Raw genomic sequence first — 23,828 nt, 5'->3', positions numbered from 1 at the left:
AATATAATAATTACGCTTGTAGCTAAACGAAAAAACCTGCACGTTATGCAGGTTTTTTGAAATTAGTTTTTAGGTGTGCCATCTTCGTTTTTATCTACCTTAGGCCGGTTTGGACGGTTTGCCAGGTCCCAGGCAGTAAAATAGACTAATTTTGCCCGTCTGGCCAGCATGTCGAAGTTGATTTTACTCACTTCATCACCCGGCTGATGGTAGTCTTCATGTACGCCGTTGAAATAGAAGATCACCGGTATACCGTGTTTGGCAAAATTATAATGGTCTGAACGATAGTAGAACTGGTTTGGATCTGTTCTGTTATTATATTTCATATCCAGGTTCATTTTCAGGTAGTCGTCATTGGCTTTTATTCCTGCCGCATTCAGTTCTGAACTTAACATATCAGACCCAATGATATATACATAATCAGGATGATCTTTATGTGCAGAATCGACCCTTCCGATCATATCAATATTTAAATCAGTAATCGTATTTTCCAGTGGAAGTACAGGGTGTTCCGAATACCATTCTGAACCTAAAAGACCTTTTTCCTCACCAACTACTGTCATAAATAAGATACTTCTTTTAGGCCCTTTTCCTGCGGCTTTAGCTTTAGTAAAGGCATCGGCAATCAACAATACGCCGGTAGTTCCCGAGCCATCATCATCAGCACCGTTGTTCACTTTATCTGTACCGGAAGTCGTCAAACCAATATGATCATAATGACCGGTGATCACCAGGATTTCCTTTTTTAAGACCGGATCCGAACCTTCCAGGAAACCCAGTACATTCTCTGCCCTTACTTTAACTTCGCTCTTCAATGCACTGCCAGACACTGCTGTATTGATGATAAAAGAGGCTGGTTTTCCTGTAGAACTGATCTTTTGCTGGATAGTCTCTACCGAAGTCCCTGAAGCTTTTAGCAATTCGTTAGCGGTAGCTGTCGAGATACTAATGGAAGCAAAGGGTTTCATTTTTGCCATACGTGCAGTACTTTCGGCTGTTTTCAGTGAAAGTTGACCCGAACCCGCATACATTAACTTTGCTTCTTCAGAAAGGTTATCCAGCGCAGGGTCAATTTCCAGAACAGCCAATGCTTTGTGATCTGCCAGGTATTGGATTTTCTGACGTTTTGCAGCCATTGCTTTTCTTCTTGCAGCACGGTCTGCCGGGGCAGGCTCATCTTTTAAGGTTGGATTTCCATTCGCAAAGATCAGTACTACTTTTCCGGCCACATCGATATCTGCATAGTCATTATAATCGGCTGTATTGATGCCATAACCAGCGAATAGTACTTCTTTAACATCAAAGTTAAATCCCTGGAGGGATACATTATAGGCCGGAATAACAAAATCTTTATTGTTTTCCTTAGCCTGGCCATTAATCTTGAAATTACTTTGGGTCAGGTTATAGGTAACCATATCAATAGGCTGGAAATATTCTCCCTCTACCGGGCCTTTTAGACCAATACTTTTGAAATAGTTTTTGATATAATCGGCAGCCATCCAGGCTCCTTTTTTACCAGTTTCCCTGCCTTCATATTCATCAGATGCGAGTACAGAAAGGTGTTTGTAAGCATTTGCCTTATCAATGCTTTCACTGAATTTAACCGCAGTTTTATTCTGCGCACAGGCAGCCAGACATAGCAGAAATGCCAGGCTTGTACTTAAAATGTGTTTATTCATTATTTAGCTTTTGTTAATTATCTTATTTAATTAGTTGGAAAATCGGTTCAGTTTAAAGAGGGATTGAAGATAAGAAAATAACCGCTGAGTTGCCTGTAAGACTCATGTTACATGAATTCTTTTCCCGGTTCCGGACGGGATCCGGATTTTAAACAGAAAAGGCCCGGGTTGTTTACCCGGGCCTTTTTATAAATTTCTAAAATCTGTTTAGCAGGATATTTTTCCTACACGGGTTGCATGCCTGCCCCCTTCAAATGCAGTATTCAGAAAAGTCATCACCATTTCTTTAGCTAGTTCTTCAGTTACAAAACGTGCCGGGATACAGATTATATTTGCATTGTTGTGCATCCTCGATAAAGCTGCAAGTTCATTCTCCCAGCATATCGCAGCCCTGATTCCCTGGTGTTTATTCGCTGCTATGGCTATTCCGTTTGCACTTCCGCAGATCAGGATGCCAAAAGGGAATTCCCCATTTTCAACCGCTGTTGCCACCGGATGTGCAAAATCAGGATAATCTACTGAATCAGCTGAATAAGTTCCAAAATCTTTGACTTCAAAGTCCGTGAGAAAAGCACGTAATACTTCTTTATAGTTAAAACCGGCATGGTCAGCGCCAATGGCTATTTTTAATGGTGTTACAGACATGATTTATGAGTTATTGCCTTTAGTTGTACCGTATAATTCTTTGTTTTTTCTGCGTTCAATTTTTGCTGAAATGAAAATACTCAATTCATATAAGATGAAGAGCGGGAAAGCAACCACAAGCATCGTCACCATATCCGGAGTAGGGGTAACTACAGCTGCAATGATCAGGATGATTACAATTGCATATCTCCGGCTTGCCCGCATAAATGCCGGGGTCATGATGCCAAAAATGGAGAGGATATAAATAACTACTGGTAGTTCAAATATAATTCCTGTTCCAATTGTTAAGGTGGCAACAGATGATAAATAAGAGTCAATAGTGAAAGTATTTTCGATCATCGGACTCACCGAGAAATTCGTCAGGAAGTTAATCGAGAGTGGACAGATAATGAAATAGCCGAATAAAACACCTATCAAAAATAATACAGAAGCAAAGAAGACAAATCCTCTTGCAGCCTTCCTTTCTTTATCATGAAGGGCTGGTTTTATAAATAACCAGAGTTCAAAAAGGATATAAGGGATACCAAAAACTACCCCGGTCATGATACAGGAATTGATCTGTAAGGTAAACTGGCCGGCCATTTCCGTATTGATGATTTTACCATTGATTTTGGTGATACAGAAGTCAGTTCCCAGCGAAGGGAAGATCTGAACTAATTTACACATCATCCGGTAAGTCCAGAAAGTAGGGCTGTCAGGGCCCATAATGATAGTGTTGAAGAGGAAGTCGTAATACCAGAAGGCAAGACCAGTGAAAATTACTACGGCAAGTAAAGATCTTAGTAAGTGTTTTCTTAATACATCAATATGGTCGAAGAAAGACATTTCAGATTCCAGATTCTTTCCTTTATTCTTAATAGCACCAATTAGGTCCTTCGCTTTGTTATCACTCATGTACGTTATTTGTAAACAAAAATACCATTCTATTTTATTAGAATGGTATTTACGTTTTAAATATAATAATTAGATTTTCTCTATTCAGAAAAAACAAAAGTTTCCATGAATTTCGTGGTGAAATTCCCGGCCCTGAAGTTAGGGTCTTTCATTAATTTTAAATGGAAAGGAATGGTTGTTTTCACACCTTCAATCACGAATTCACTTAAAGCACGCTCCATCGTACTGATTGCTTCTTCACGTGTTTGTGCAACACAGATCAGTTTGGCAATCATAGAGTCATAGTTGGAAGGAATCTGATAACCTGCGTAAACATGTGTATCAACCCTTACACCATGTCCTCCCGGAGAATGGAAGTTCGTGATTTTTCCAGGACAAGGTCTGAAGTTATTGAAAGGATCTTCAGCATTGATCCTGCATTCGATAGCATGCATATCCGGAAGATAATTCTTACCAGAGATAGGAACGCCACAAGCCACTTTGATCTGTTCTTTAATTAAATCATAGTTGATAACTTCTTCAGTAACCGGGTGTTCAACCTGGATACGGGTATTCATTTCCATGAAGTAGAAGTTACGGTGTTTGTCAACTAAAAATTCGATGGTTCCTGCACCTTCATATTGTACAGCAGCTGCACCTTTGATAGCAGCTTCACCCATACGCTCTCTCAGTTCAGGAGTCATAAAAGGTGATGGAGCTTCTTCTACCAGTTTCTGGTGACGACGCTGAATAGAGCAGTCGCGCTCAGATAAGTGACAGGCTTTACCATACTGGTCACCAATAATCTGGATTTCAATGTGGCGTGGATCCTCGATGTATTTTTCTAAGTATAAACCGTCGTTTCCGAAAGCAGCACCCGATTCCTGTCTTGCACTGTCCCATGCATTTTCAAACTCTTCATCTTTCCATACCACACGCATTCCACGGCCACCACCACCGGCAGTTGCTTTAAGGATAACAGGGTATCCGACCTGATTAGCCAGAACGATACCTTCTTTTACGCTTTCCAGTAAACCTTCAGAACCTGGGATAGTAGGTACCCCAGCTTTTTTCATGGTTTCCTTGGCAGAAGCTTTATCTCCCATAGAATTGATCTGTTCAGGTGTAGCACCAATGAACTTAATTCCATAGTCTCTGCAGACAGAAGAGAATTTAGCATTCTCTGATAAAAATCCATAACCAGGATGGATCGCATCGGCATTGGTTAATTCAGCAGCAGAAATAATGTTCGGGATACTTAAATAGGAATCTTTACTCGGAGGAGGGCCTATACAAACAGCTTCATCCGCGAAACGAACATGTAGACTTTCTCTGTCGGCAGTCGAATAAACTGCGACAGTTTTAATGCCCATTTCTTTACAGGTACGAATAATACGCAATGCAATTTCGCCCCTGTTGGCAATTAATATTTTTTTAAACATATAATTGATAAGATGATAATTTGCCAGAAGCAAATATTACATAGGTTCTACTAAAAATAATGGTTGGTCGTATTCTACAGGTGATGAATTATCAACCAGTACTTTAACTATTCTTCCAGAAACTTCGCTTTCAATTTCGTTGAATAACTTCATTGCCTCGATAATACAGATAACTTTACCTGTAGTGATCTCATCGCCTACATTTACAAACGAAGGTTTGTCCGGGCTTGATGAACGGTAAAAAGTTCCGATCATCGGAGATTTGATGGTAATATATTTAGAATCATCAGCTTCTGCAGAAGCCGCGTTGCCTCCTGTTACAGCAACAGGTTGTACTGCCGGAGCGGAAGGTAACACCTGAGGTGCCACTGCCTGGGCAGGAACTGTTGTGGTAATAACCGTTGGGGCCTGGTTAGTTTTAATAGTGATTTTGAAGTCCTTTTGCTCAATTGCAACTTCATTGACGCCCGAACGAGAAACAAATTTAATGAGTTCCTGAATTTGTTTGATATCCATTTTTTGGTGTTTTGTTGAAAAGATATTGGTCTTTTAAAGACTCTAAGTTAATATTTTTATTTGTATAAAATTGGCATACAAATTAGTAAGCCCATTTTAAGTACACTGATCCCCAGGTAAATCCACCACCAAAAGCAGCAAGAATAATATTATCGCCTTTTTTGAGTTTGTCTTCCCATTCCCATAAACACAAAGGGATAGTTCCGTTAGTTGTATTTCCGTAACGTTCAATATTGATCATTACTTTTTCAGCACCAACACCCATTCTTGAAGCCGTAGCATCAATAATTCTTTTATTAGCCTGATGAGGCACTAACCAGGTCACATCTTCAGCCGAAAGCTGATTGCGTTCCATGATTTCTGCTGCTACATCAGCCATGTTGGTTACTGCAAATTTGAAAACTGCTTTTCCTTCCTGATACACAAAATGTTCCCTGTTGTCCACAGTTTCATGAGATGCCGGTTTTACAGATCCACCAGCTTTCTGATGCAGGAATTGTCTTCCGGCACCATCAGATTTCAGTACGGAATCAATGACGCCGTTACCTTCTTCATTGGGTTCAAGCAATACCGCTCCACAGCCGTCTCCAAAAATAATACAGGTAGTTCTGTCTGTATAGTCAATGATCGAGGACATTTTGTCTCCGCCAACAACCAATACTTTTTGATGTTTCCCCGATTCAATAAACTGTGAACCAGTAGAAAGTCCGTAAATAAATCCGGAACAGGCTGCCTGCAGATCAAAACCCCAGGCATTCTTCGCGCCAATTTTATCTGCTAAAATATTTGCCGTAGCCGGGAAAGGTAAATCAGGCGTAGTGGTACAGAAAATGATCAGATCAATTTCTTCTGCTGTTATTCCTCTTTTCTTTAACAGTCCGTTAACTGCATGAACTGCCATGTCGGAGGTGCCTAAACCTTCACCCTTTAATATTCTTCGCTCTTTAATACCCGTTCGTGAGGTTATCCATTCATCAGTAGTGTCAACAATCGATTCTAGTTCTTTATTAGAAAGCACATAGTCAGGAACATAACCTTGAACCGCAGTAATTGCAGCGTGAATTTTATTCATTTGTTATCAGATTTTATTTAAATGCATCTTGTATTTTTTCTACCAGACCTGTTAATATCATGTCTCTCGCCTGAAAGATCATGTTTTTAACAGCGGTAGGCGAGGAGATTCCATGACCTATGATCACAGGTGCATTTACTCCAAGAACCGGACTTCCACCGTAATTTTCATAATTGAATCTGTCGAAGAACTCATCTTTAAGTCCTTTTTTGATCGTCATTATGTAAAACGATTCAGCCAATTTAAGCATAATGTTTCCGGTAAACCCGTCACAAACAATAACATCTGCTTTTTCATTGAATAAATCACGCCCCTCAATATTACCTATAAAGTTAAAGAGATTACATTCTTTCATCAAAGGGAAAGTTGCCAGACTCAGCATATTTCCTTTTTCATCTTCTTCACCAATATTGATCAGACCAACCTTTGGATTATTTATCTGCATCACATTTTCTGCATATAAACTTCCTAAAACCCCGAACTGGAGTAAAGTGTCTGGCTTACAATCGGCATTTGCACCAACGTCAAGCATTAAACCCCTTCCCCCGTCAAGTTTTGGAACGATTGTACACAGGCATGGCCTGATGATGCCCGGAACTGTTTTTACACTGAAAACAGCACCTACCATCATCGCACCGGAATTACCCGCTCCGACGAATGCATCAAGTTCTCCCTTTTTTAACATGGAGAAACCTACAGAAATACTTGAGTTTGGTTTTTGAGCAATTGCTCTTGTGGGATGTTCGCCCATACCAATTACCTCTTCGGTATGAACATATTCAAAGTGATCGGGATTGAACCCATTCTCGGCAAGCAAAGGCTTTATTTGCTGAGTATCACCAATCAGCACTAAGTGCTCATTGGGCGCTAGTAATTCATGAGCAGCTATTGCTCCCAAAACGTTCGCTTTGGGAGCATAGTCTCCGCCCATTATATCGAGACCTATTTTCATAGTAAAAAATCAGTTTGTGAGTAAAGCATTATTGCCTTTTTTTTCAAGCGCCTAAGTTAAACTTAAACAGGCTGAAAACACAAACAATTTCTCAGGAAAATTAACCTATTGTGGTATTTTCAATAACCAGTTTACCGTTGTAGTACAAATTACCATCAACATTGTATGCGTGGTGTGGAGTGTGGATTGCACCAGTAGTTTGACAAGTAGCTAAAGAAGGAGCTACCGCTTTATAGTGTGTTCTTCTTTTATCTCTTCTACTTTTAGAGATCTTGCGTTTTGGATGTGCCATTGATGTTTTATTTAATTATTATTTTAATTTTTTTAATGCTTCCCATCGTGGGTCAGCACTTGTTGTATTCTCTTCTTGCTGAGCGGGATTAGCCAGACTTTCCAGTCTTTCAATCATCTCTTCGTCGCATTTGGCACCATTGCCGTTCTGCTCACAAATTTTTATATAGGGTACTGATACAGTGATAAATTCATATAGAATATCAGCAATATCAATGCTACTTTCTTTTTTATTCAGGATGATGATCTCTAAATCATCACTCTCCAGTTCATCTTCTGCAAACTTTACAATCTGTCTTTCAGCAATGTCAAGCGGTGCATCAAATTCAGCTAAACATTTGTCACACTCTAATCTTATCGTTCCGGTTAAACGGATTTTTAAAATCAGCATTGTTTCCTGTTTATCCAGTTCTACCGCTACTTTAAGGGCACCCTTTTTGACTAAAGAGTACTCGTAGGCATCAAAAAAGCTGTTATCAATCTCAAAATCAAATTGATGCTTGCCAATTTTTAAGCCAGTAAACGGAATCGAGAATTGTTTTAAAGGTTTCAATTGTAACAAAATTTTAGCCCGCAAATGTATGAATTAATTTGATATTTCTGAAATGTTTTAGAAATATTATTGTTTGTTAATTTGCATCATCCTTCACATCTGCTGCAGTTTCTATAATTTTTCCGCCGCTTCTTAACTGATTGCCTAACAGATCGTCCTGTTCACGTCTGTGTTTGACAATATGTACTGCCGCAAAAACTGCTTCGATGAAAGAAGAAGGATCTGCAACGTTTTTTCCGGCTATATCGTAACCTGTGCCATGATCAGGTGAGGTACGTACATATTTCATTCCTGCGGTGAAATTAACCCCACTTCCAAAAGCAATCGTTTTAAACGGAATTAAGCCCTGGTCATGATACATCGCGAGTACAGCATCAAATTGTTTATAGGAACCTTTGCCAAAGAATCCGTCGGCCGGATAAGGACCGAAACAAATTACCCCCGAATCGAAGGCCTCCTGTATGGCAGGCATAATAATATCCTGTTCTTCAGAACCCAGTAAACCATTGTCTCCGGCGTGCGGATTTAAGCCAAGAACGGCAATTTTAGGCTTCTCAATCCAGAAATCCCTTTTCAGGCTCTTATTGATCATGATCAGCTTTTTGACAATACTTTCTTTGGTAATGCTTTCTGCAACCTTAGAAACAGGAATATGCCCGGTAACGACACCCACACGGATATCTTCACTAATCAGGAACATTAATACGTCGGCACTGCCGGAACGTTCCTGAAGGTATTCTGTATGACCAGGGAATTTAAAATTCTCTGATTGTATGTTATGTTTATTGATCGGAGCGGTAACTAAAGCATCGATATTTCCTTTAACCAGGTCTTCGGTTGCTCTTTCTAAAGATAACAAGGCATATTTTCCGCCAGTTTCATTGGCTGTGCCCAGTTCAATTTTTACATCCTCTTCCCAGCAGTTGATCATGTTTGCCTTTTTAGGATTGGCAGCTTCTGCATCATTGATCACGTTAAAACTGAAATCCGGCAGAGCCAGTGCCTTTCTATGGTAAGAGGCTACTTTTGTATGTCCATAAACGATAGGAGTACAGTAATCAAGAATACTGTTATTGGCTAATGTTTTCAGAATAACTTCTAAACCGATTCCATTTACATCACCTATACTGATACCTATTTTGATTTTATTGCTCATGTTCAAATGAAAATTTGCGCAAAATACAGAATTCCATTTGATCTGGGGGAGTTATGAAAAAAAAATGATACTAGTCTGGTTGGGTTATGTTTAGGTACTGTTCTGATGCTGGTCGTAATGAGTCCATATTCAAGGTATCCTGAGGGGATGGTGAGGCCACGTTTTTCCTAAGTAAAAGGTGGCCTGAACGTGGCCTCATGGTGGCCTTATGGTGGCCTTATCTCGAACAGTATTCCTATCTTTACAAAAGAGAACGACCCCATCATCATATGAACAGGATAGCTGACTGGTTTAAAAGAAGTAGTGATAAAAATAGTGAAAAAGATGGAATTCCATCCAGGATATATCCTAAAACACGTTTCGCAACCAGTATCTTTAAGGATTCCAGAATCAATACCAGACATTCTTCAATAGGGATTTCAGGGCCAAACAGGGACGACGAATCAATTGTTTTTACGCAAATTGACTATATCACAGCAGAGAAATACACTTTTGGTCCGGAGGAAGAACTTACAGACGGGCCTTATTTCTGGGTAAGTATAAAAAGTTTCACCACCCCGCAACTGGATGCATCCAGCTGGATGGACGGATTTCAGCAATTGGAGTCGTGGTTATGGAAACTACCGGGATTTGACCGGGAAGTTTATCTCGATTTTATAGAAAAAGATACATTATCTGTGGTTCTATGGCGGAAAGATGCCCCTGATGAAATGATTATTCATCCGGCAGGAAGCTCATCGGCTGATTTATTACAGGAAGGAATCTGGCTGGATGACCAGTCCGTTATGATTCAATGGGGAACGTATAAAGATTTAATCGCCAATCCACTGGTTCATGAAGTTCCTGATCTTCATCCCAATGAATTATTTATTTCCACAAAATACAGGATCAATGCACCTTTTGTATTAAATGGCGTCAAATTAGACTATCTGGAATATAGAACAGATGGTTATGTCCCGAAGGAAGGATTTAATTCTGATCTTCCGGTTGTTAAGACCAATTGCTGTATGCAGTTAGGGAGTCATCCGAAAAAAGCATTCGGGAAATTGGAATCGCACCTGGATACTTATTTCCAGGGCTGGGAGGTTAAAAAAGAAAGGGATCATCGTTTGTCCTGTACTTATACCAGAGACCGGGTAAGTGTAAATATTAGTCTTTTGTATAGTGAAGATTTAAAAGACTATGACAGAGTATGCTGGCTTTTTATAAATTATCAACCTGATCTGACCCGTTATTATACAGATACTTATCAGCAGAGTTTACAAATTACAGCTGCTATTGGTTATCGGGTATTTCCTTTCAGCGCAGCAATAGATACTAATTATCGTTTAGCGCCTGGTGCTGAATGTTATGCCCGTTATACACCAGCCTGTTTTCAATCATTATTTACTGCTGATACTCAGTTTCTGATCTGGATTGATCCCCAGGCCGGTAAGATTGGTTTTGCCAGTCCGGAACAGGCAATGATTTTAAATAGTAGCGATATCAAAGCGAATAGCCTGGTTTTTCTGAGCAGTTACTTTAGGGATTCACAACCAAACATCACGCTTAAGCTCAATCTTCCAACTCATCAAACGCAGCTGATTGCAGATTTTGGCTCTTTCAAAGAGCAGGATGCTATTGCTTTTGCTTCAGAAATTGAAGAATTCCTTGAAATTACTATGATCAGGACAGAAGACCGCCAATATTACTAATTGAAATCCACTCTGTAACTGAGCTCAAAACACACCGGATTTTTAAAATTTGACCTTTACTCGTAAAACTTTAGTTATTTTGCAACTTTTAGTGGAGAATGGCCTGTTTAGCTTTAAACAGAATTAACTCTCCGGGTTACAGAAATAAACAATAATCATATGAGTTTGGTAAGGGCGAAGAAACATTTAGGACAACATTTTTTGACCGATAAGAAGATAGCGGCTAAAATAGTAGATGGTTTAGTTCATACCGACCAATACCGTCAGGTGCTGGAAGTAGGACCGGGTATGGGGATTCTTTCAGATATTTTGCTGGAAAGAGAAAACCTGGAGACTTATATGATTGATATCGATGTCGAATCCTACCATTTTCTGAACGATAAATATCCTCAGATGGGAGAAAGATTAATTAATGGTGATTTCCTGGCTATGGATCTCCGGAAGGTTTTTTCCGGGAAGTTCGCTATCATAGGTAATTTCCCTTACAATATATCTTCACAGATCCTGTTTAAGGTTCTGGAGCACCGTGAAAATGTAGTTGAGATGGTTGGGATGTTTCAAAAGGAAGTAGCCGAACGCTGTGCTTCAAAAAGCGGGACCAAAGATTATGGAATTTTGAGTGTACTGATCCAGGCTTATTACAATATCGACTATTTGTTTACGGTAAAACCAGGAACTTTTAATCCGCCGCCTAAAGTCAATTCGGGCGTGATCCGTCTAAGCAGAAATGACAGGGAAACATTGCCCTGTGATGAGAAACTGTTCTGGACGGTTGTGAAAGCTGGATTTAACCAGCGTCGGAAAACATTACGTAATGCACTTTCGGGCGTATTGCCTAAAGTGAAAATGAATGACCATATTTATTTCGAAAAAAGAGCGGAGCAATTAACTGTAGAGGATTTTATAGCCCTTACACAGCTGGTAACTAAGCTTTCCTTATAATTTCAGAGCAGATGAGCGGTAAAATTTTAATTGTTGATGATCTACATCCCGCGTTTAAAGACAGGGCAGCACAATTAGGTTATGAAGTTGATGATCTTCCGAAAATCACCAGAGCAGAAACGCTGGCTGTGATTGCCGGATATGATGGCATAGCTGTACGGACTAAATTTAAAATAGACAGGGAGCTGATGGAGGCTGCCCCGCGTCTTAAATTCGTAGCCAGAGCAGGTGCCGGGCTGGATAATATTGACGAAGCTTATGCTAAGGAAAAAAATATTCAGTTGCTGAATGCACCCGAAGGAAACAGGGATGCTGTAGGGGAACATGCGATGGGTATGCTGCTTTCACTGATTAACAACCACCGAAAAGCAGATATAGAGATCAGAAATGGAATCTGGGACCGCGAAGGTAACCGTGGATGGGAGCTTAAGGGTAAAACAGTAGGAATCATCGGTTACGGTTTTATGGGTAGCAGTATGGCCAGGAAACTTTCCGGTTTCGAAGTCAATGTGATTGCCTATGATAAATATAAAACAGGTTTTTCTGATGCTTATGCAAGAGAATGCAGCATGGAAGAGATTGTTAAACACAGTGATGTTCTAAGTCTGCATATCCCGCTGACCGCCGAAACAAGGCAAATGGTGAATGAAGAATATTTCTATCACTTCAAAAAAAATATCTTCTTTATCAATACGGCAAGGGGTGAAATTGTCAATACCAAAGCCGTACTGAAAGCCATTAACTCCGGCAAAATTTTAGGAGCAGGACTGGATGTACTGGAAGCAGAAAAATTCCCGAATCTGGCCGAACAATCCTGGTATGAGGAGCTGAGCGCATCACAAAAAGTTATACTTACTCCCCATGTAGGTGGATGGACATTTGATTCTTACAGGAAGATTTCAGAGGTATTGGCTGATAAGCTGGAACGGATTCAATAGGTTCGTAACATGGAAGTGATTCATTCAACACTTATTGAGACCTTATTTTTCTATATACTTCCAACCCTGTTTCTGATCCTGATCCTGGTGTTTGTGGTATTGTACCCGTCCGTTAAGGATAAAAATAAACCGGTTAACAATTATACTGCCGCTGGATTAAGCCTGGCGGTCTGTTGTGTTTATACTTCTTTAGCCATGATCTTTCATAGTCCGGCGACGCTGACAGTCTTGGCGATGCTGCATTTTATAACTTGTCTCCTTCTGGGTTTCGTCTTCAAAAAATGGGTGTGGATTTTAAGCTTTATGCTACTGTTGCTGATTGTGACTATCATCGGGATTATTATCTTTTTCAGTACGCTGAAGTTTGACCTGGGAAGGGTACGCTAATTTTTTTATGAAATTTATGAGGCCAGTGACCCGTGAAATTATTTGTATCAACGTTGCTGCAGTTGTTTGTACTTATATCCAGGTGATGTGGGCTGCGCCAGACGGACCTTCGGCCAGGGATCTGAGTGGTTCACCCATTTCTTATCTCCATTGGTTTTGCCTTCCCGTTCTCTTGTTTTTAAATGTTTTATTATTGACGCTGGGTAAAAGAGGTCATACATCTTTTATCCAGGGCGTATACAGTACTTCATTATTAACTGCTTGCTGGTTAGTGATGAATTATCTGGAGTTTGCTGACCGTGTGGCAAGTTGGAGTACTTTCTCTGCCCTGGAAATATGGTCTTCCGTATTTATGACCTCTGTGTTGACTATTGGCGTTTGTTCAACAGTGTTTTTCTTTATCCATTATCGGTTCATCAGGATAAAATCCTGATCTTTTGAGTATCTAATAAAATCTTAATGTCAAAAATTCCTGTTCCGGAAATAATAGTATAGATCTATACTATCTATTGCTTAACTTTAATATGTCTTTTAATGGAATAGGTTATGACAACTAAAAGTAAAGCCTTATTAGCCCTTGAACTCGGACGCGCAGTCATTGAGCTCCGGATCCGTTCCCGTCAGTTTATTCAACGAAGAATCAAAGAAAACCAGCTTAATATTACGTATGAAATGCTCGAGGTACTGATGTGTCTCTGGGAAAGGGATGGAATCAATCAGCAGGAAATAGCAGATCGTATTATTAAAGAAAAGGCGAGTATGACCTATCTGATAGATAATCTGGTTAAACGCGAACTGGTGAAAAGAGAAGAAGACGGGAATGACAGAAGGAGCAATCTGGTTTATCTGACTACAGACGGGAAAAACCTTCAGGAGAAACTCCTTCCCTGGGCGATTGAAATGTATGCAGCCGCATCCGAAGATTTAACAGCTGAGACTATTTTATCCACGACAGCACTTATCCGGCAACTGACTCAAAATATTAATTAAAATGATTGATTATGAAGACAATTCTCATACCTGTAGATTTTTCAGTATCCTCCATTAATGCCATTAATTATGCTGTTGATTTGAGTAACCATCGTCATGTTGAACAGATTATTCTTTTTACGCAGTGTTATGTTTCTCTCTTTGAACAGATAATCCCTACGCCTGATTTTATCCAGACGGGCGAAAATGAAGCCCAGGAGCTAAGAGGAAAGCTCAAAAGACAGTTAGAAGAATTAAAGGCACAGCTTTTAAAGAAGCTGGGGGCAGGGACTACCATTAAAACTGTATTTCTGAAGATGCCTTTACTGCGTGCAGCTTTAAAGTTGATTGAAGAGGAGCAACCCGATGTATTACTCTTAGGCAGCAATAATGATTTTGTGGATGAAAAGAGTTCAGTAGGGGATCATATGATTGAACTGGCCAGGATCAGTCCGGTACCGGTATTCATTGTCCCACCGGATGCCAGGTATGTACCTGTAACCAATGCGCTCGTTGCCTGTGATTTTAAAACGCTGAACCATGTAGGTCTGTTGAAACGTTTACATGGTATTAAACACTGGCCTCATCCCAAACTGGCTCTTTTAAATGTGGATCCGTTAAATAAACATCTTGACCCGGAGCATCCCGTACAGGAGATTGATGGGATTCTCAAAGAGATGCTGGCTGATTATGAATACGAATTGTTTTATTCGGATGAGAACGATATCCTGAAAGGAGTCATTGAGTTTGCTGATCAGCATCAGCAGCAACTGATCATTGCACTGCCTGGAGAACATAGCTTCTTGTATAGTTTAACGCATCAGAGTATCACAGAAGGGCTGTCCAGAGATGCGGGCAAACCCGTACTGATCCTTAAATAAACAAAAAGGGCCTTGTATAAATACAAGGCCTTTTTTGATGAGTTTATTTTGTCCAGCTGTTGTCTGCGGGTTTGGCATCCATATAGATGCCCCCGTCTAAAACGATGGATGAAACTGTTTTCTTTGCATTGAACTGTACATTAACCGCTTTCTGATTAAATTTCCAGATCTGCGGTGTTTCATGGATAGTCTCAGCAGAACCATCTGCATAAGTTATTTTGATGTCGAAAGGAATAGCAAATCCACCTGTGTTTTTGATCGAAATGCTGTAGGTTAATCCTTTGATAGTTACTTTGTCGATGGCCAGATCAATATAATTATTGCTGAAGAACCAGTTGTTCCAGTACCAGTTCAGGTCCTGATGGGAAACATCATTAATCGTATTAAAGAAATCCCATGGAATAGGGTGTTTACCATTCCAGCGGTCCATATAGGCATGCAGGTATTTTTTGAACAGCGCATCTCCGAACAGATCTTTTAAACCCAGGTAAGCCAGTGAAGGTTTAACATAGGCATTGTTACCATAACCCACTCCTGATACTTGTGTCGATAAGCTTATAACCGGCTGATCTTCTTCAGTCGAAGGATCTTTGATCCAGCGTACAACCCTGAATTTTTTGTAACTTTCATCTGCAACTTCTTTGCCCAGCTGGTGCTGACCAATCAGGTATTCCAGGGTAGTTGCCCAGCCTTCATCCATATGGGCATAGCGGGTTTCATTGGTCCCCATATAAAAAGGAAAATAAGTATGCGCAATTTCGTGGTTCAGGACGAACTGACTGAATTCCAGATCCGGTGTGCTTGAATCATTAACCATCATCGGATATTCCATGTCTGCAAAGCCCTGAACTGCGGTCATTTTAGAGAATGGATAAGGTATGCCCGGCCAGTTGTTTGAAAACCAGTCCAGCGCCTGTTTACCCCAGACTACTGCGTGAGAGAAGTCTTTGGCTTTACTGTCATAAGAAGCCTGTACACTTGCTCTGCGGTTAGTTTTATTATCTACAACTACACTTCCGGCATCCCATACATAATGATTGCTCATTGAAAAGGTTACGTCGGTAATATGATCTGCTGTGAATTTCCAGATATTCCAGTCATTCTGTTTGGTCACTTCTCCGGCAGCCATCTCCTGGGCACTGGCAATAGAGGTTACGTCATCGCTCGTATAAGACTTTTTAAGCTTCTCTGCGAATTTAGGCTGTAGTACTTCGTCCGGGTTCTTTAAGTCACCTGTGGCCCAGACTACGTAGTTCTTTGGTGCTTTTACATTTAACAGGTAATCATTAAAATCATTATAGAACTCGGTACGGTCTGTATGAGGGATTCTGTCCCAGCCATTATAGTCATCGTAAACGGAAATTCTTGGGAAAGCGTAAGCGACAAAAAAAGTTGTGCTGTCAAGCTGCCCTTCTCTTCCGCTCTCCTTTGACAGTGGGTAACTCCAGTCAATAGTAAAGGTTGCTGTTTTTCCTGGTCCAAGGGCACTCTTCAGCGCAACATCGGCTACTGTACCCCAGTCTTTGCTGTTCACATTATATTTTTGTCCATCTACTGAAAACGATTTAATATCTAAGCCGGGGGTTAAAAAATCCTTGCTCACATAACCTGATCTTGGTGCTTCTGGTTTATGGAGGTTATTGACAAACCTGATAGCAACTCTGTGAAGGGTGTCCGGGCTGTTATTGGTATAAGTTATGGTTTCCGTTCCGCTAACCACCTTGTCATTTGGGGTGACGGTGATCGTCATATCGTACTTTCCTTTATTCTGCCAGTAGTTTTTCCCTGGTTTACCATCCAGAGAACGGGTACCTTTATCGTATGCTGCTTTGATATTTCTTGGCATATACAATTCCTGAGCCTGGGCTGTCAACGTACCTAACAGGAACAGAGCGGCTATTTTGAAAAAGTTTTTGTTCATAAATATTTTTTTATGGTGCATTCAGAACCTGTATAAAATTGGTCTGGTAATTTTATACAGGCACCCAAAAGTAATTGTTTTAAGCGCTTTCCAAACAATTCAAATTAAAAGATTTGCTTTTGTAAGAATTGCCTGTTATCTTCGTTTGAATTGAAGCAAGACTATGTGGGCTTAAAAGCCGATATAGTCTTGTTTGTATTTTAAAGGTTTTACAAATAATAAAATTGAGCTATGACAGAGGTAACATACTACACTCAGGAAGGATTAGATAAGCTAAAGGAAGAGGTACATTACTTAACTACTACGGGGAGACAATTGATCTCCAAAGCTATAGCTGAAGCAAGAGACAAAGGCGATCTATCTGAGAATGCGGAGTACGATGCTGCTAAGGAAGCACAAGGTCTGCATGAAGCAAAAATATCCAAATTGAAAAGCACGCTTGCATCAGCAAGGTTAATTGACGAGTCGAAACTGGACCTGACAAAGGTACTGGCCCTTTCTATCGTAAAAATAAAGAATGTTAAAAACGGTGCGACGATGACTTACCAGCTGGTTGCGGAGTCGGAAGCAGATTTGAAAACCGGTAAGATTTCGGTAAAATCACCGATTGCACAGGGACTATTGGGGAAATCGGTGGGAGATAAGACAGAGATTGAAGTTCCGGCAGGAAAAATCGAATTTGAAATATTGGAAATCACAAGATAAACCACTTTTATATGTCAAGTATATTTTCTAAGATCGTAGCCGGCGAAATCCCGGCACATATAGTAGCCGAGACCACAGAGTTTATGGCATTTCTGGATGTTAGCCCTTTAACTATGGGTCATGTACTGGTTATTCCGAAAAAGGAAATCGATTATATATTTGATATGGACGAAGAGAGTTATTTTGGTCTTACTTTATTTGCCAAGATAGTAGCAGAAGCGCTGAAAAAGGCCTTTCCTTGCGTTAAAGTCGGGATGGCAGTGATTGGTTTGGAGGTACCCCATGTACATATCCACCTGATCCCGATGAATGCGGTAGGGGACATGAATTTCAGTAAAGCTAAACTAAACCCATCACAGGAAGAGCTGAAAGAAGCTGCCCTGAAAATAAAAGCACAGTTATAATCTTAACTGTGCTATTTTAATTTCTCATTATTTTTATGTCTGTCAGCATCTCTGATGCTTTTTTTGATCAGGTTTTTTTCCATGGCTTCAGTCAGGTTAATGCCAGTCTGATTAGCCAGGCAGATCAGTACAAATAATACATCTGCCATTTCATCACCCAGGTCAACAGCTTCATCACTTTTTTTGAAAGATTGTTCACCATATCTGCGTGACATGATCCGGGCTACTTCGCCTACTTCTTCCATTAAAATGGCTGTATTGGTCAGTTCATTAAAATAGCGGATACCAGTTGTATTGATCCACTGATCGACAGTCTCCTGTGCTTCCTGTATAGTCATTTATTCTTTGTTTTTGGTATCAATCAATATAGTAACGGGACCGTCGTTGACAAGGCTTATCTTCATGTCTGCACCAAAAATCCCTGTTTGTACCGGTTTATTCAGTAGTGCAGTCAACTGATGGATCATGGCTTCATAAAGTGGAATCGCCTTTTCCGGTCTTGCTGCACGGGTAAATCCGGGTCTGTTTCCTTTTTTGGTCGCGGCAAACAAGGTAAACTGGCTGATCAGCAAAATATTTCCATCTATATCAGCAAGAGATTTATTCATCAGACCCTGTTCATCACTAAAAATCCGGATGTTGGAAATTTTAGCCGCGAGCCATTCCAGATCCTCCTGTTCATCTGCATCTTCAATGCCCAGCAGAACCAGTAAGCCGTTTTCAATGGCACCGGTAAGTTCCTGGTTAACATGGCAGCTGGCCTGGGTAACTCTTTGTATAACTGCTCTCATTCCGTTTATGCTCTGGTTTCATTACCATGATAGATACTCAGGTAACTTTCATAACGGCTGCTTTCTATTTCACCGTCTTCCACTGCCTGGAGTACAGCACAGTTAGGTTCATTGATATGGCGGCAGTTATTAAATTTACACAGGTGCATCAGATCACGCATTTCCCTGAAATAATGTCCCAGCTCTTCGGGTTTGATATCATATATCCCAAGCTCCCTGATACCCGGGGTATCAATGAGGTAACCACCAAAAGGGAGTGTATGCATTTCTGCGAAAGTAGTCGTGTGCTGTCCTTTATCACTGGCTTCAGAGATTTCTCCTGTTTTGATACTTCTTCCAGGGAGCAGTTCATTGATGAGACTGGATTTTCCTACACCCGAGTGACCGGAGAATAAGGTTGTCTTATCTTTGAGCAGGCTCTCTATTAAAGGGATATTAGTCCCTTCCAGGGCAGAAACTTCATAACAGGGATAACCCAGGCGTTCATATATGCTTTTATATTCGGCCAGCACTTCCAGACCGTCTTCATTATACAAATCCAGTTTGTTAAAAATTAACACCGCAGGGATGCGGTAGGCTTCTGCGGTTACTAAAAAACGGTCTATAAAACCCAGTGAAGTTCTTGGAGAGGCCAGTGTAACGACCAGGAAAGCCTCATCTAAATTCGCCGCAATAATCTGGGCCTGTTTAGACAGGTTAATTGATTTTCTGATAATGTAGTTTTTCCGGGGATGGAGTTTATAAATGACTCCGTTTTCAGAATTGGGCTCCATTTCAAAGTCTACCTGATCTCCGACTGCAATTGGATTAGTGGTCTGAATTCCTTTGATCCGGAATTTACCTTTAATCCTGCATTGATAATCCTGTCCATCTTCTCCATGAACCAAATACCAGCTCCCTGTTGATTTTATTACTAGTCCTTGCATAATTTACGGCATAAAGGTAAGGAAAAAGAGAACGGTGTTTTGCATCAGGACCTTAGGTTTGATAAATTTACAGCTTATGTTAAAATGATTTTTATGGACATTGAATCTTTTCATGATTACTGCCTGGCTAAAAAAGAAGTAAATGCAGGTTTCCCCTTCGCAAATCTTCCAAAGGTCCTGGTCTTTAAGGTCGCCGGAAAAATGTTTGCGGCAACAGATATTAACCTTTTTTCAAGTATCAGTATCAGATGTAACCCGGAAACGATTGATGAATTGCGTGCCCGTTATCCTGCTTTGCAGGAGCCATCTTATTTTAGCAAACGGCACTGGAGCCGGATAGTTATGGATAATTCATTACAGAACCAATTGATTTTTAAGTGGATTGATGAGTCTTATGAGTTGGCTGTTAGTAAATTAACCAGGAAGATGAAAGCAGAGCTGGGTTTGTAGTTTAAATCTGGGGATAAATATTTTTTTGTCTTATTTCTTGCTTATTAGAAAAATATAACTTTACTTTATGGCGTAGCGCTAACGAAGCAATATGGGCTATAACTATATGATAAATAATTCAAACTTGACAACATCCATTATTATTACTACCACCGGGATACTCGGAGGCGGCTCTATAATGGTATGATAAGAAAGATAAAAAAAACCATAAAAAGCGCCTTCCTCTAAACCGGAAGGCGCTTTTTTTTTAACCTAAATATTATGAATATTTTAAAATTCGGAGGTACTTCAGTAGGTTCAGCAGCAGGCATCCGTACACTGATCAGCATTTTGCGGGAACGGGAACAGGGTGATTACCCAGTAGTTGTACTCTCGGCAATGAGCGGGGTGACCAACCTGCTTCAGACAATGGCCGAAAAAGCGCAGGTAGCAGAAGAATATGCTGCCGAACTGAAAGAAATTGAGGAAAAACATTTTGAAGTTGTCAGAACTCTGCTTCCGGCAGCTGCTCAGAATCCCGTTTTCACCAGGTTAAAGATATACTTCAATGAACTTGAAGATATCCTGCAATCGGTTTATCATCTCAGGGAACTGAGCCCCCAGACCAGGGACTTAATTCTGAGTTTCGGAGAGCGCTGTTCTGTTTTTATGATCAGTCATATCGCGAAACAGGATTTCCCGGATGCACTTTGTGTTGACGGGTCTGAGCTGATCAAAACTGACAGTAATTTTGGACAGGCTAAAGTGAATACGCCTTTAACGGAACTGCTGATCCAGGATTTTTATGGGTTAAACCAGGATAAACTATTATTTGTCACCGGATTTATTGCAAGCAATACCGAAGGAAGAACCACTACTTTGGGACGGGGCGGCAGTGATTTTACTGCTGCAATCTGGGGAGCTGCCCTGAATGCAGAGGAAATAGAAATCTGGACTGATGTGGATGGCATGCTGACAGCCGATCCGCGGATGGTGGAGAAGGCATTTTCTTTGCCTGAACTGAGTTATACCGAAGCGATGGAACTGTCTTATTTCGGGGCTAAAGTTATTTATCCGCCAACGATGACTCCTGCTTTCCTGAAAAAGATACCTATCGTCATTAAAAATACTTTTAATACTGCTTTTGGCGGGACTTATATCCGTCATGGTGTCAATACCTCTAAACTACCGATTAAAGGGATCTCTTCTATCGATGAGATCAGTATACTCAACTTATCAGGAAGTGGTATGGTTGGAAAGGCCGGGTTCAGCGGCAGACTTTTCTCACTGTTATCCAGGGAACAGATTAATGTCGTACTGATTACCCAGTCGTCTTCAGAACACAGTATCACTTTTGCCGTGAAACCGACTGATGCATTAAAAGCGCTGGCCATCATCAGCAAAGAATTTGAACTGGAACTGCAAGCTAAAAAACTGGAATATCCACAGGTAGAAAATGGATTGGCCGTGCTGGCTATAGTGGGAGAAAATATGAAACATACCCCTGGTATGTCTGGTAAGTTATTCCATGCACTGGGCAGAAACGGAGTGAATGTCAGAGCAATTGCACAGGGATCTTCTGAGTATAATATATCGGTTATTTTATCCAAAACAGATTTATCAAAAGCTGTCAATGCGGTACATGACGCTTTCTTTGCTGATCTGAAGAAAACCCTGCATGTTTTCTGCCTGGGTACCGGGAATATCGGTAAAACTTTGTTCCGCCAGTTATTAGTGCAAAGCCCTTTACTGGCAAAAAACAATGATCTGGAAGTAAAGGTGATGGGAATCAGTAATTCCCGTCAGATGTATTTAAGCAAAACCGGGATCAATCTTTCCACCTGGGAGAATGAACTGGAACAACATGCTGAAAAGGCAGATCTGGCTTCATTCGTTCAGCAAATGAAAGCGATGAATTTACCGAACTGCGTTTTTGTAGACAATACTGCGAGTGCCAACCCGGTTAATTTTTATCAGAAAATCCTGGAATCCAGTATTTCTCTGGTGACCTGTAATAAAATAGGAAATTCAGCAGAATATGCACAGTACGCTGCCTTCAAAACTGCGGCAAGGAAATACGGAGTGGATTTTCATTATGAAACTAATGTCGGAGCAGGACTTCCGATCATCCGTACACTGAAAGACCTGATGTTAAGTGGCGATAACATCTTTAGTATTGAAGCAATCTTATCGGGTACTATTTCCTACATCTTTAACAATTTCAAAGATGAAGTCCGTTTTCATGAAATCGTGAAAGAAGCGCAGGATAAAGGATATACAGAGCCAGATCCGCGGGATGATTTAAATGGAAAAGACTTTATGCGCAAGATGCTGATCCTGGCCAGGGATGCGGGATATGCAATGGAAGAAACTGATGTAACTATAGAAAGTATGCTGCCTCCTGCCTGCATGGCCGCCAGCAGTGTGGCAGATTTTTACCAGGAACTGGAAAATAATGCAGCATATTTTGAAGATTTAAAGACACAGGCAGCAGCCGGAAACCGGGTCTTAAGATATATTGGCAAGCTGGAAGGTGGAAAAGTGACAATCAACCTGCAAATGGTAGATGATACGCATCCTTTTTACATGCTTTCCGGAAGTGATAATATTATTTCTTTTACTACAGACCGGTATAAAGACCGTCCGCTGGTTGTTAAAGGACCCGGAGCTGGTGCAGAAGTCACAGCTGCCGGTGTATTTGCAGACATTATAAACGTGGGTAAAAAATGAGAGATTCAGTAAAAGTTTTTGCTCCGGCAACAGTAGCGAATGTGGTTTGTGGATTTGATGTTTTAGGGTTTGCAGTAAATGCTCCCGGGGATGAGGTGGTGATGAAGCGCTCTGCAACACCAGGAGTGGTGATCTCTAAAATTACAGGTGATGATGGACGACTGCCGCTTGATCCGGCTAAAAATACAGTTAGTGCAAGTGTTCAGAACTACCTGAAGCATATCGGGCGTCCGGATGTAGGGGTTGATATTGAACTGCATAAAAAGATGCCTATCGGCAGCGGTTTAGGCTCGAGTTCGGCCAGTACAGTAGCAGGTTTATTTGCGATCAATACTTTGATGGATAATCAGCTCAGCAATAAAGAAATGGTTCCTTTTGCGATGAAAGGTGAGGAACTGGCCTGCGGATACGGGCATGCAGATAATGTTGCGCCTGCTTTACTGGGTGGTTTTGTGCTGGTCAGAAGTTATGAACCGCTGGATGTGATCAGTCTTCCCTTTCCTGAAGCACTTTGTGCGGCAATTGTTTATCCGGAAGTTGATGTACCGACCAAAGATGCCAGGCAAATGATCCGTTCCAAAGTTTTATTGAAGGACGCGGTTAAACAATGGGGAAATGTAGCAGGACTGGTAACAGGATTATTCACCAATGACTATGACCTGATTGGTCGCAGTATGGTAGATGTACTGGTCGAGCCCACGCGGTCTATCCTGATTCCTGATTTTTACAAAATGAGGGCTATTGCCATGGAAATGGGGGCAATTAGTTTTGGTATCTCTGGCTCAGGGCCTTCAGTCTTTGCACTGACCAAGGATGAAGAAACTGCCAGTAAGATAACTTCGGCATTGCAGAAACAATTGAAATCAATTCAAATCAACAGTCTTTCATTTGTATCACCGGTCAATAAAAAAGGCCCGGTTGTACTGGATTAA

At 40.8% G+C, this 23,828-nt stretch carries 26 protein-coding genes; 12 read left to right on the top strand and 14 right to left on the bottom strand.

Annotated features, from left to right (window positions below):
- Positions 1–62: 62 nt before the first annotated feature.
- From HDF25_RS17900 to pdxA, 10 genes are all read right to left on the bottom strand, one after another.
- Positions 63–1,679, bottom strand: coding sequence for a M28 family peptidase (locus tag HDF25_RS17900; RefSeq protein WP_184627241.1), 1,617 nt, complete (start codon positions 1,677–1,679; stop codon positions 63–65).
- 207 nt (positions 1,680–1,886) lie between these two features.
- Positions 1,887–2,324, bottom strand: a complete 438-nt coding sequence (gene rpiB / locus HDF25_RS17895; RefSeq protein WP_184627239.1) for a ribose 5-phosphate isomerase B — start codon at positions 2,322–2,324, stop codon at positions 1,887–1,889.
- A 3-nt stretch (positions 2,325–2,327) separates the two neighbouring features.
- Complete coding sequence (gene tatC, locus HDF25_RS17890) at positions 2,328–3,218, bottom strand: twin-arginine translocase subunit TatC (protein WP_184627237.1); 891 nt, start codon at positions 3,216–3,218, stop codon at positions 2,328–2,330.
- Positions 3,219–3,298: 80 nt separating this feature from the next.
- Positions 3,299–4,639, bottom strand: coding sequence for an acetyl-CoA carboxylase biotin carboxylase subunit (gene accC, locus HDF25_RS17885; protein ID WP_184627235.1), 1,341 nt, complete (start codon positions 4,637–4,639; stop codon positions 3,299–3,301).
- 36 nt (positions 4,640–4,675) lie between these two features.
- Positions 4,676–5,155 carry an acetyl-CoA carboxylase biotin carboxyl carrier protein gene (gene accB, locus HDF25_RS17880; RefSeq protein ID WP_184627233.1) on the bottom strand — a complete coding sequence of 160 codons (480 nt, stop codon included), beginning with the start codon at positions 5,153–5,155 and terminating at the stop codon, positions 4,676–4,678.
- An 82-nt stretch (positions 5,156–5,237) separates the two neighbouring features.
- Positions 5,238–6,227: a beta-ketoacyl-ACP synthase III gene (locus HDF25_RS17875; RefSeq protein ID WP_184627231.1), complete on the bottom strand. Its 990-nt coding sequence runs from the start codon at positions 6,225–6,227 to the stop codon at positions 5,238–5,240.
- A 13-nt stretch (positions 6,228–6,240) separates the two neighbouring features.
- A complete protein-coding gene (gene plsX, locus HDF25_RS17870; RefSeq protein WP_184627229.1) occupies positions 6,241–7,179 on the bottom strand; it encodes a phosphate acyltransferase PlsX in 939 nt (312 codons plus the stop codon).
- Between the two features lie 100 nt (positions 7,180–7,279).
- Entirely contained in the window at positions 7,280–7,471 is a 192-nt protein-coding gene (gene rpmF / locus HDF25_RS17865; protein WP_184627227.1) for a 50S ribosomal protein L32, read from the bottom strand.
- Between the two features lie 18 nt (positions 7,472–7,489).
- Entirely contained in the window at positions 7,490–8,023 is a 534-nt protein-coding gene (locus HDF25_RS17860) for a YceD family protein (RefSeq protein WP_184627225.1), read from the bottom strand.
- A 76-nt stretch (positions 8,024–8,099) separates the two neighbouring features.
- Entirely contained in the window at positions 8,100–9,179 is a 1,080-nt protein-coding gene (gene pdxA / locus HDF25_RS17855; protein WP_184627223.1) for a 4-hydroxythreonine-4-phosphate dehydrogenase PdxA, read from the bottom strand.
- 269 nt (positions 9,180–9,448) lie between these two features.
- Here pdxA and HDF25_RS17850 point away from each other — a divergent pair, with 269 nt between their 5' ends.
- From HDF25_RS17850 to HDF25_RS17820, 7 genes are all read left to right on the top strand, one after another.
- A complete protein-coding gene (locus tag HDF25_RS17850; RefSeq protein WP_184627221.1) occupies positions 9,449–10,873 on the top strand; it encodes a hypothetical protein in 1,425 nt (474 codons plus the stop codon).
- Between the two features lie 159 nt (positions 10,874–11,032).
- The gene (rsmA, locus tag HDF25_RS17845; RefSeq protein ID WP_184627219.1) at positions 11,033–11,815 is read left to right on the top strand and encodes a 16S rRNA (adenine(1518)-N(6)/adenine(1519)-N(6))-dimethyltransferase RsmA; all 783 of its coding nucleotides are present in this window, start codon (positions 11,033–11,035) and stop codon (positions 11,813–11,815) included.
- Between the two features lie 11 nt (positions 11,816–11,826).
- Positions 11,827–12,753 (top strand): 2-hydroxyacid dehydrogenase, encoded by a 927-nt coding sequence (locus HDF25_RS17840; protein WP_184627217.1) that lies wholly within the window; start codon positions 11,827–11,829, stop codon positions 12,751–12,753.
- Between the two features lie 9 nt (positions 12,754–12,762).
- Positions 12,763–13,140 (top strand): hypothetical protein, encoded by a 378-nt coding sequence (locus HDF25_RS17835; RefSeq protein ID WP_184627215.1) that lies wholly within the window; start codon positions 12,763–12,765, stop codon positions 13,138–13,140.
- Between the two features lie 16 nt (positions 13,141–13,156).
- Positions 13,157–13,573 (top strand): hypothetical protein, encoded by a 417-nt coding sequence (locus HDF25_RS17830; RefSeq protein ID WP_184627213.1) that lies wholly within the window; start codon positions 13,157–13,159, stop codon positions 13,571–13,573.
- A gap of 113 nt (positions 13,574–13,686) precedes the next feature.
- A complete protein-coding gene (locus HDF25_RS17825; RefSeq protein WP_184627211.1) occupies positions 13,687–14,130 on the top strand; it encodes a MarR family winged helix-turn-helix transcriptional regulator in 444 nt (147 codons plus the stop codon).
- Positions 14,131–14,141: 11 nt separating this feature from the next.
- Entirely contained in the window at positions 14,142–14,990 is an 849-nt protein-coding gene (locus HDF25_RS17820) for a universal stress protein (RefSeq protein WP_184627209.1), read from the top strand.
- Between the two features lie 43 nt (positions 14,991–15,033).
- Here HDF25_RS17820 and HDF25_RS17815 read toward each other — a convergent pair whose 3' ends face one another.
- On the bottom strand, positions 15,034–16,911 hold the full coding sequence (locus tag HDF25_RS17815) for a M1 family metallopeptidase (RefSeq protein WP_184627207.1): 1,878 nt from the start codon (positions 16,909–16,911) through the stop codon (positions 15,034–15,036).
- 231 nt (positions 16,912–17,142) lie between these two features.
- Between HDF25_RS17815 and greA the strand changes: the two genes are divergently transcribed.
- Together greA and HDF25_RS17805 are read left to right on the top strand one after the other, a co-directional pair.
- Positions 17,143–17,616 carry a transcription elongation factor GreA gene (gene greA / locus HDF25_RS17810; RefSeq protein WP_184627205.1) on the top strand — a complete coding sequence of 158 codons (474 nt, stop codon included), beginning with the start codon at positions 17,143–17,145 and terminating at the stop codon, positions 17,614–17,616.
- Positions 17,617–17,627: 11 nt separating this feature from the next.
- Positions 17,628–18,020 carry an HIT family protein gene (locus tag HDF25_RS17805; protein ID WP_184627203.1) on the top strand — a complete coding sequence of 131 codons (393 nt, stop codon included), beginning with the start codon at positions 17,628–17,630 and terminating at the stop codon, positions 18,018–18,020.
- A gap of 11 nt (positions 18,021–18,031) precedes the next feature.
- On the opposite strand, the gene HDF25_RS17800 is transcribed toward HDF25_RS17805, so the two are convergent.
- The 3 genes from HDF25_RS17800 to rsgA are packed head-to-tail and all read right to left on the bottom strand — an operon-like array spanning position 18,032 to position 19,737.
- Positions 18,032–18,358, bottom strand: a complete 327-nt coding sequence (locus HDF25_RS17800; protein WP_184627201.1) for a nucleotide pyrophosphohydrolase — start codon at positions 18,356–18,358, stop codon at positions 18,032–18,034.
- The gene (gene dtd / locus HDF25_RS17795) at positions 18,359–18,811 is read right to left on the bottom strand and encodes a D-aminoacyl-tRNA deacylase (RefSeq protein ID WP_184627199.1); all 453 of its coding nucleotides are present in this window, start codon (positions 18,809–18,811) and stop codon (positions 18,359–18,361) included. It abuts the gene before it with no gap.
- A 5-nt stretch (positions 18,812–18,816) separates the two neighbouring features.
- A complete protein-coding gene (rsgA, locus tag HDF25_RS17790) occupies positions 18,817–19,737 on the bottom strand; it encodes a ribosome small subunit-dependent GTPase A (RefSeq protein ID WP_184627197.1) in 921 nt (306 codons plus the stop codon).
- 93 nt (positions 19,738–19,830) lie between these two features.
- Here rsgA and HDF25_RS17785 point away from each other — a divergent pair, with 93 nt between their 5' ends.
- The 3 genes from HDF25_RS17785 to HDF25_RS17775 all read left to right on the top strand — a co-directional run bounded on the left by HDF25_RS17785 (position 19,831) and on the right by HDF25_RS17775 (position 23,828).
- The gene (locus HDF25_RS17785) at positions 19,831–20,187 is read left to right on the top strand and encodes an MmcQ/YjbR family DNA-binding protein (RefSeq protein WP_184627195.1); all 357 of its coding nucleotides are present in this window, start codon (positions 19,831–19,833) and stop codon (positions 20,185–20,187) included.
- Positions 20,188–20,448: 261 nt separating this feature from the next.
- On the top strand, positions 20,449–22,896 hold the full coding sequence (thrA, locus tag HDF25_RS17780; RefSeq protein ID WP_184627193.1) for a bifunctional aspartate kinase/homoserine dehydrogenase I: 2,448 nt from the start codon (positions 20,449–20,451) through the stop codon (positions 22,894–22,896).
- On the top strand, positions 22,893–23,828 hold the full coding sequence (locus tag HDF25_RS17775; protein ID WP_184627191.1) for a homoserine kinase: 936 nt from the start codon (positions 22,893–22,895) through the stop codon (positions 23,826–23,828). Before thrA ends, HDF25_RS17775 begins: the two co-directional genes overlap by 4 nt.

Source organism: Pedobacter cryoconitis (assembly GCF_014207135.1).
Classification (GTDB): Bacteria; Bacteroidota; Bacteroidia; order Sphingobacteriales; family Sphingobacteriaceae; genus Pedobacter; species Pedobacter cryoconitis_D.
This window is presented reverse-complemented; position numbering and strand designations above follow the sequence as displayed.

Bases quoted from the DNA above. Each gene is read 5' to 3' on its own strand.
- HDF25_RS17900 (WP_184627241.1), bottom strand. From the start codon at position 1,679: ATGAATAAACACATTTTAAGTACAAGCCTGGCATTTCTGCTATGTCTG.
- rpiB (WP_184627239.1), bottom strand. From the start codon at position 2,324: ATGTCTGTAACACCATTAAAAATAGCCATTGGCGCTGACCATGCCGGT.
- tatC (WP_184627237.1), bottom strand. From the start codon at position 3,218: ATGAGTGATAACAAAGCGAAGGACCTAATTGGTGCTATTAAGAATAAA.
- accC (WP_184627235.1), bottom strand. From the start codon at position 4,639: ATGTTTAAAAAAATATTAATTGCCAACAGGGGCGAAATTGCATTGCGT.
- accB (WP_184627233.1), bottom strand. From the start codon at position 5,155: ATGGATATCAAACAAATTCAGGAACTCATTAAATTTGTTTCTCGTTCG.
- HDF25_RS17875 (WP_184627231.1), bottom strand. From the start codon at position 6,227: ATGAATAAAATTCACGCTGCAATTACTGCGGTTCAAGGTTATGTTCCT.
- plsX (WP_184627229.1), bottom strand. From the start codon at position 7,179: ATGAAAATAGGTCTCGATATAATGGGCGGAGACTATGCTCCCAAAGCG.
- rpmF (WP_184627227.1), bottom strand. From the start codon at position 7,471: ATGGCACATCCAAAACGCAAGATCTCTAAAAGTAGAAGAGATAAAAGA.
- pdxA (WP_184627223.1), bottom strand. From the start codon at position 9,179: ATGAGCAATAAAATCAAAATAGGTATCAGTATAGGTGATGTAAATGGA.
- HDF25_RS17850 (WP_184627221.1), top strand. From the start codon at position 9,449: ATGAACAGGATAGCTGACTGGTTTAAAAGAAGTAGTGATAAAAATAGT.
- rsmA (WP_184627219.1), top strand. From the start codon at position 11,033: ATGAGTTTGGTAAGGGCGAAGAAACATTTAGGACAACATTTTTTGACC.
- HDF25_RS17840 (WP_184627217.1), top strand. From the start codon at position 11,827: ATGAGCGGTAAAATTTTAATTGTTGATGATCTACATCCCGCGTTTAAA.
- HDF25_RS17835 (WP_184627215.1), top strand. From the start codon at position 12,763: ATGGAAGTGATTCATTCAACACTTATTGAGACCTTATTTTTCTATATA.
- HDF25_RS17830 (WP_184627213.1), top strand. From the start codon at position 13,157: ATGAGGCCAGTGACCCGTGAAATTATTTGTATCAACGTTGCTGCAGTT.
- HDF25_RS17825 (WP_184627211.1), top strand. From the start codon at position 13,687: ATGACAACTAAAAGTAAAGCCTTATTAGCCCTTGAACTCGGACGCGCA.
- HDF25_RS17820 (WP_184627209.1), top strand. From the start codon at position 14,142: ATGAAGACAATTCTCATACCTGTAGATTTTTCAGTATCCTCCATTAAT.
- HDF25_RS17815 (WP_184627207.1), bottom strand. From the start codon at position 16,911: ATGAACAAAAACTTTTTCAAAATAGCCGCTCTGTTCCTGTTAGGTACG.
- greA (WP_184627205.1), top strand. From the start codon at position 17,143: ATGACAGAGGTAACATACTACACTCAGGAAGGATTAGATAAGCTAAAG.
- HDF25_RS17805 (WP_184627203.1), top strand. From the start codon at position 17,628: ATGTCAAGTATATTTTCTAAGATCGTAGCCGGCGAAATCCCGGCACAT.
- HDF25_RS17800 (WP_184627201.1), bottom strand. From the start codon at position 18,358: ATGACTATACAGGAAGCACAGGAGACTGTCGATCAGTGGATCAATACA.
- dtd (WP_184627199.1), bottom strand. From the start codon at position 18,811: ATGAGAGCAGTTATACAAAGAGTTACCCAGGCCAGCTGCCATGTTAAC.
- rsgA (WP_184627197.1), bottom strand. From the start codon at position 19,737: ATGCAAGGACTAGTAATAAAATCAACAGGGAGCTGGTATTTGGTTCAT.
- HDF25_RS17785 (WP_184627195.1), top strand. From the start codon at position 19,831: ATGGACATTGAATCTTTTCATGATTACTGCCTGGCTAAAAAAGAAGTA.
- thrA (WP_184627193.1), top strand. From the start codon at position 20,449: ATGAATATTTTAAAATTCGGAGGTACTTCAGTAGGTTCAGCAGCAGGC.
- HDF25_RS17775 (WP_184627191.1), top strand. From the start codon at position 22,893: ATGAGAGATTCAGTAAAAGTTTTTGCTCCGGCAACAGTAGCGAATGTG.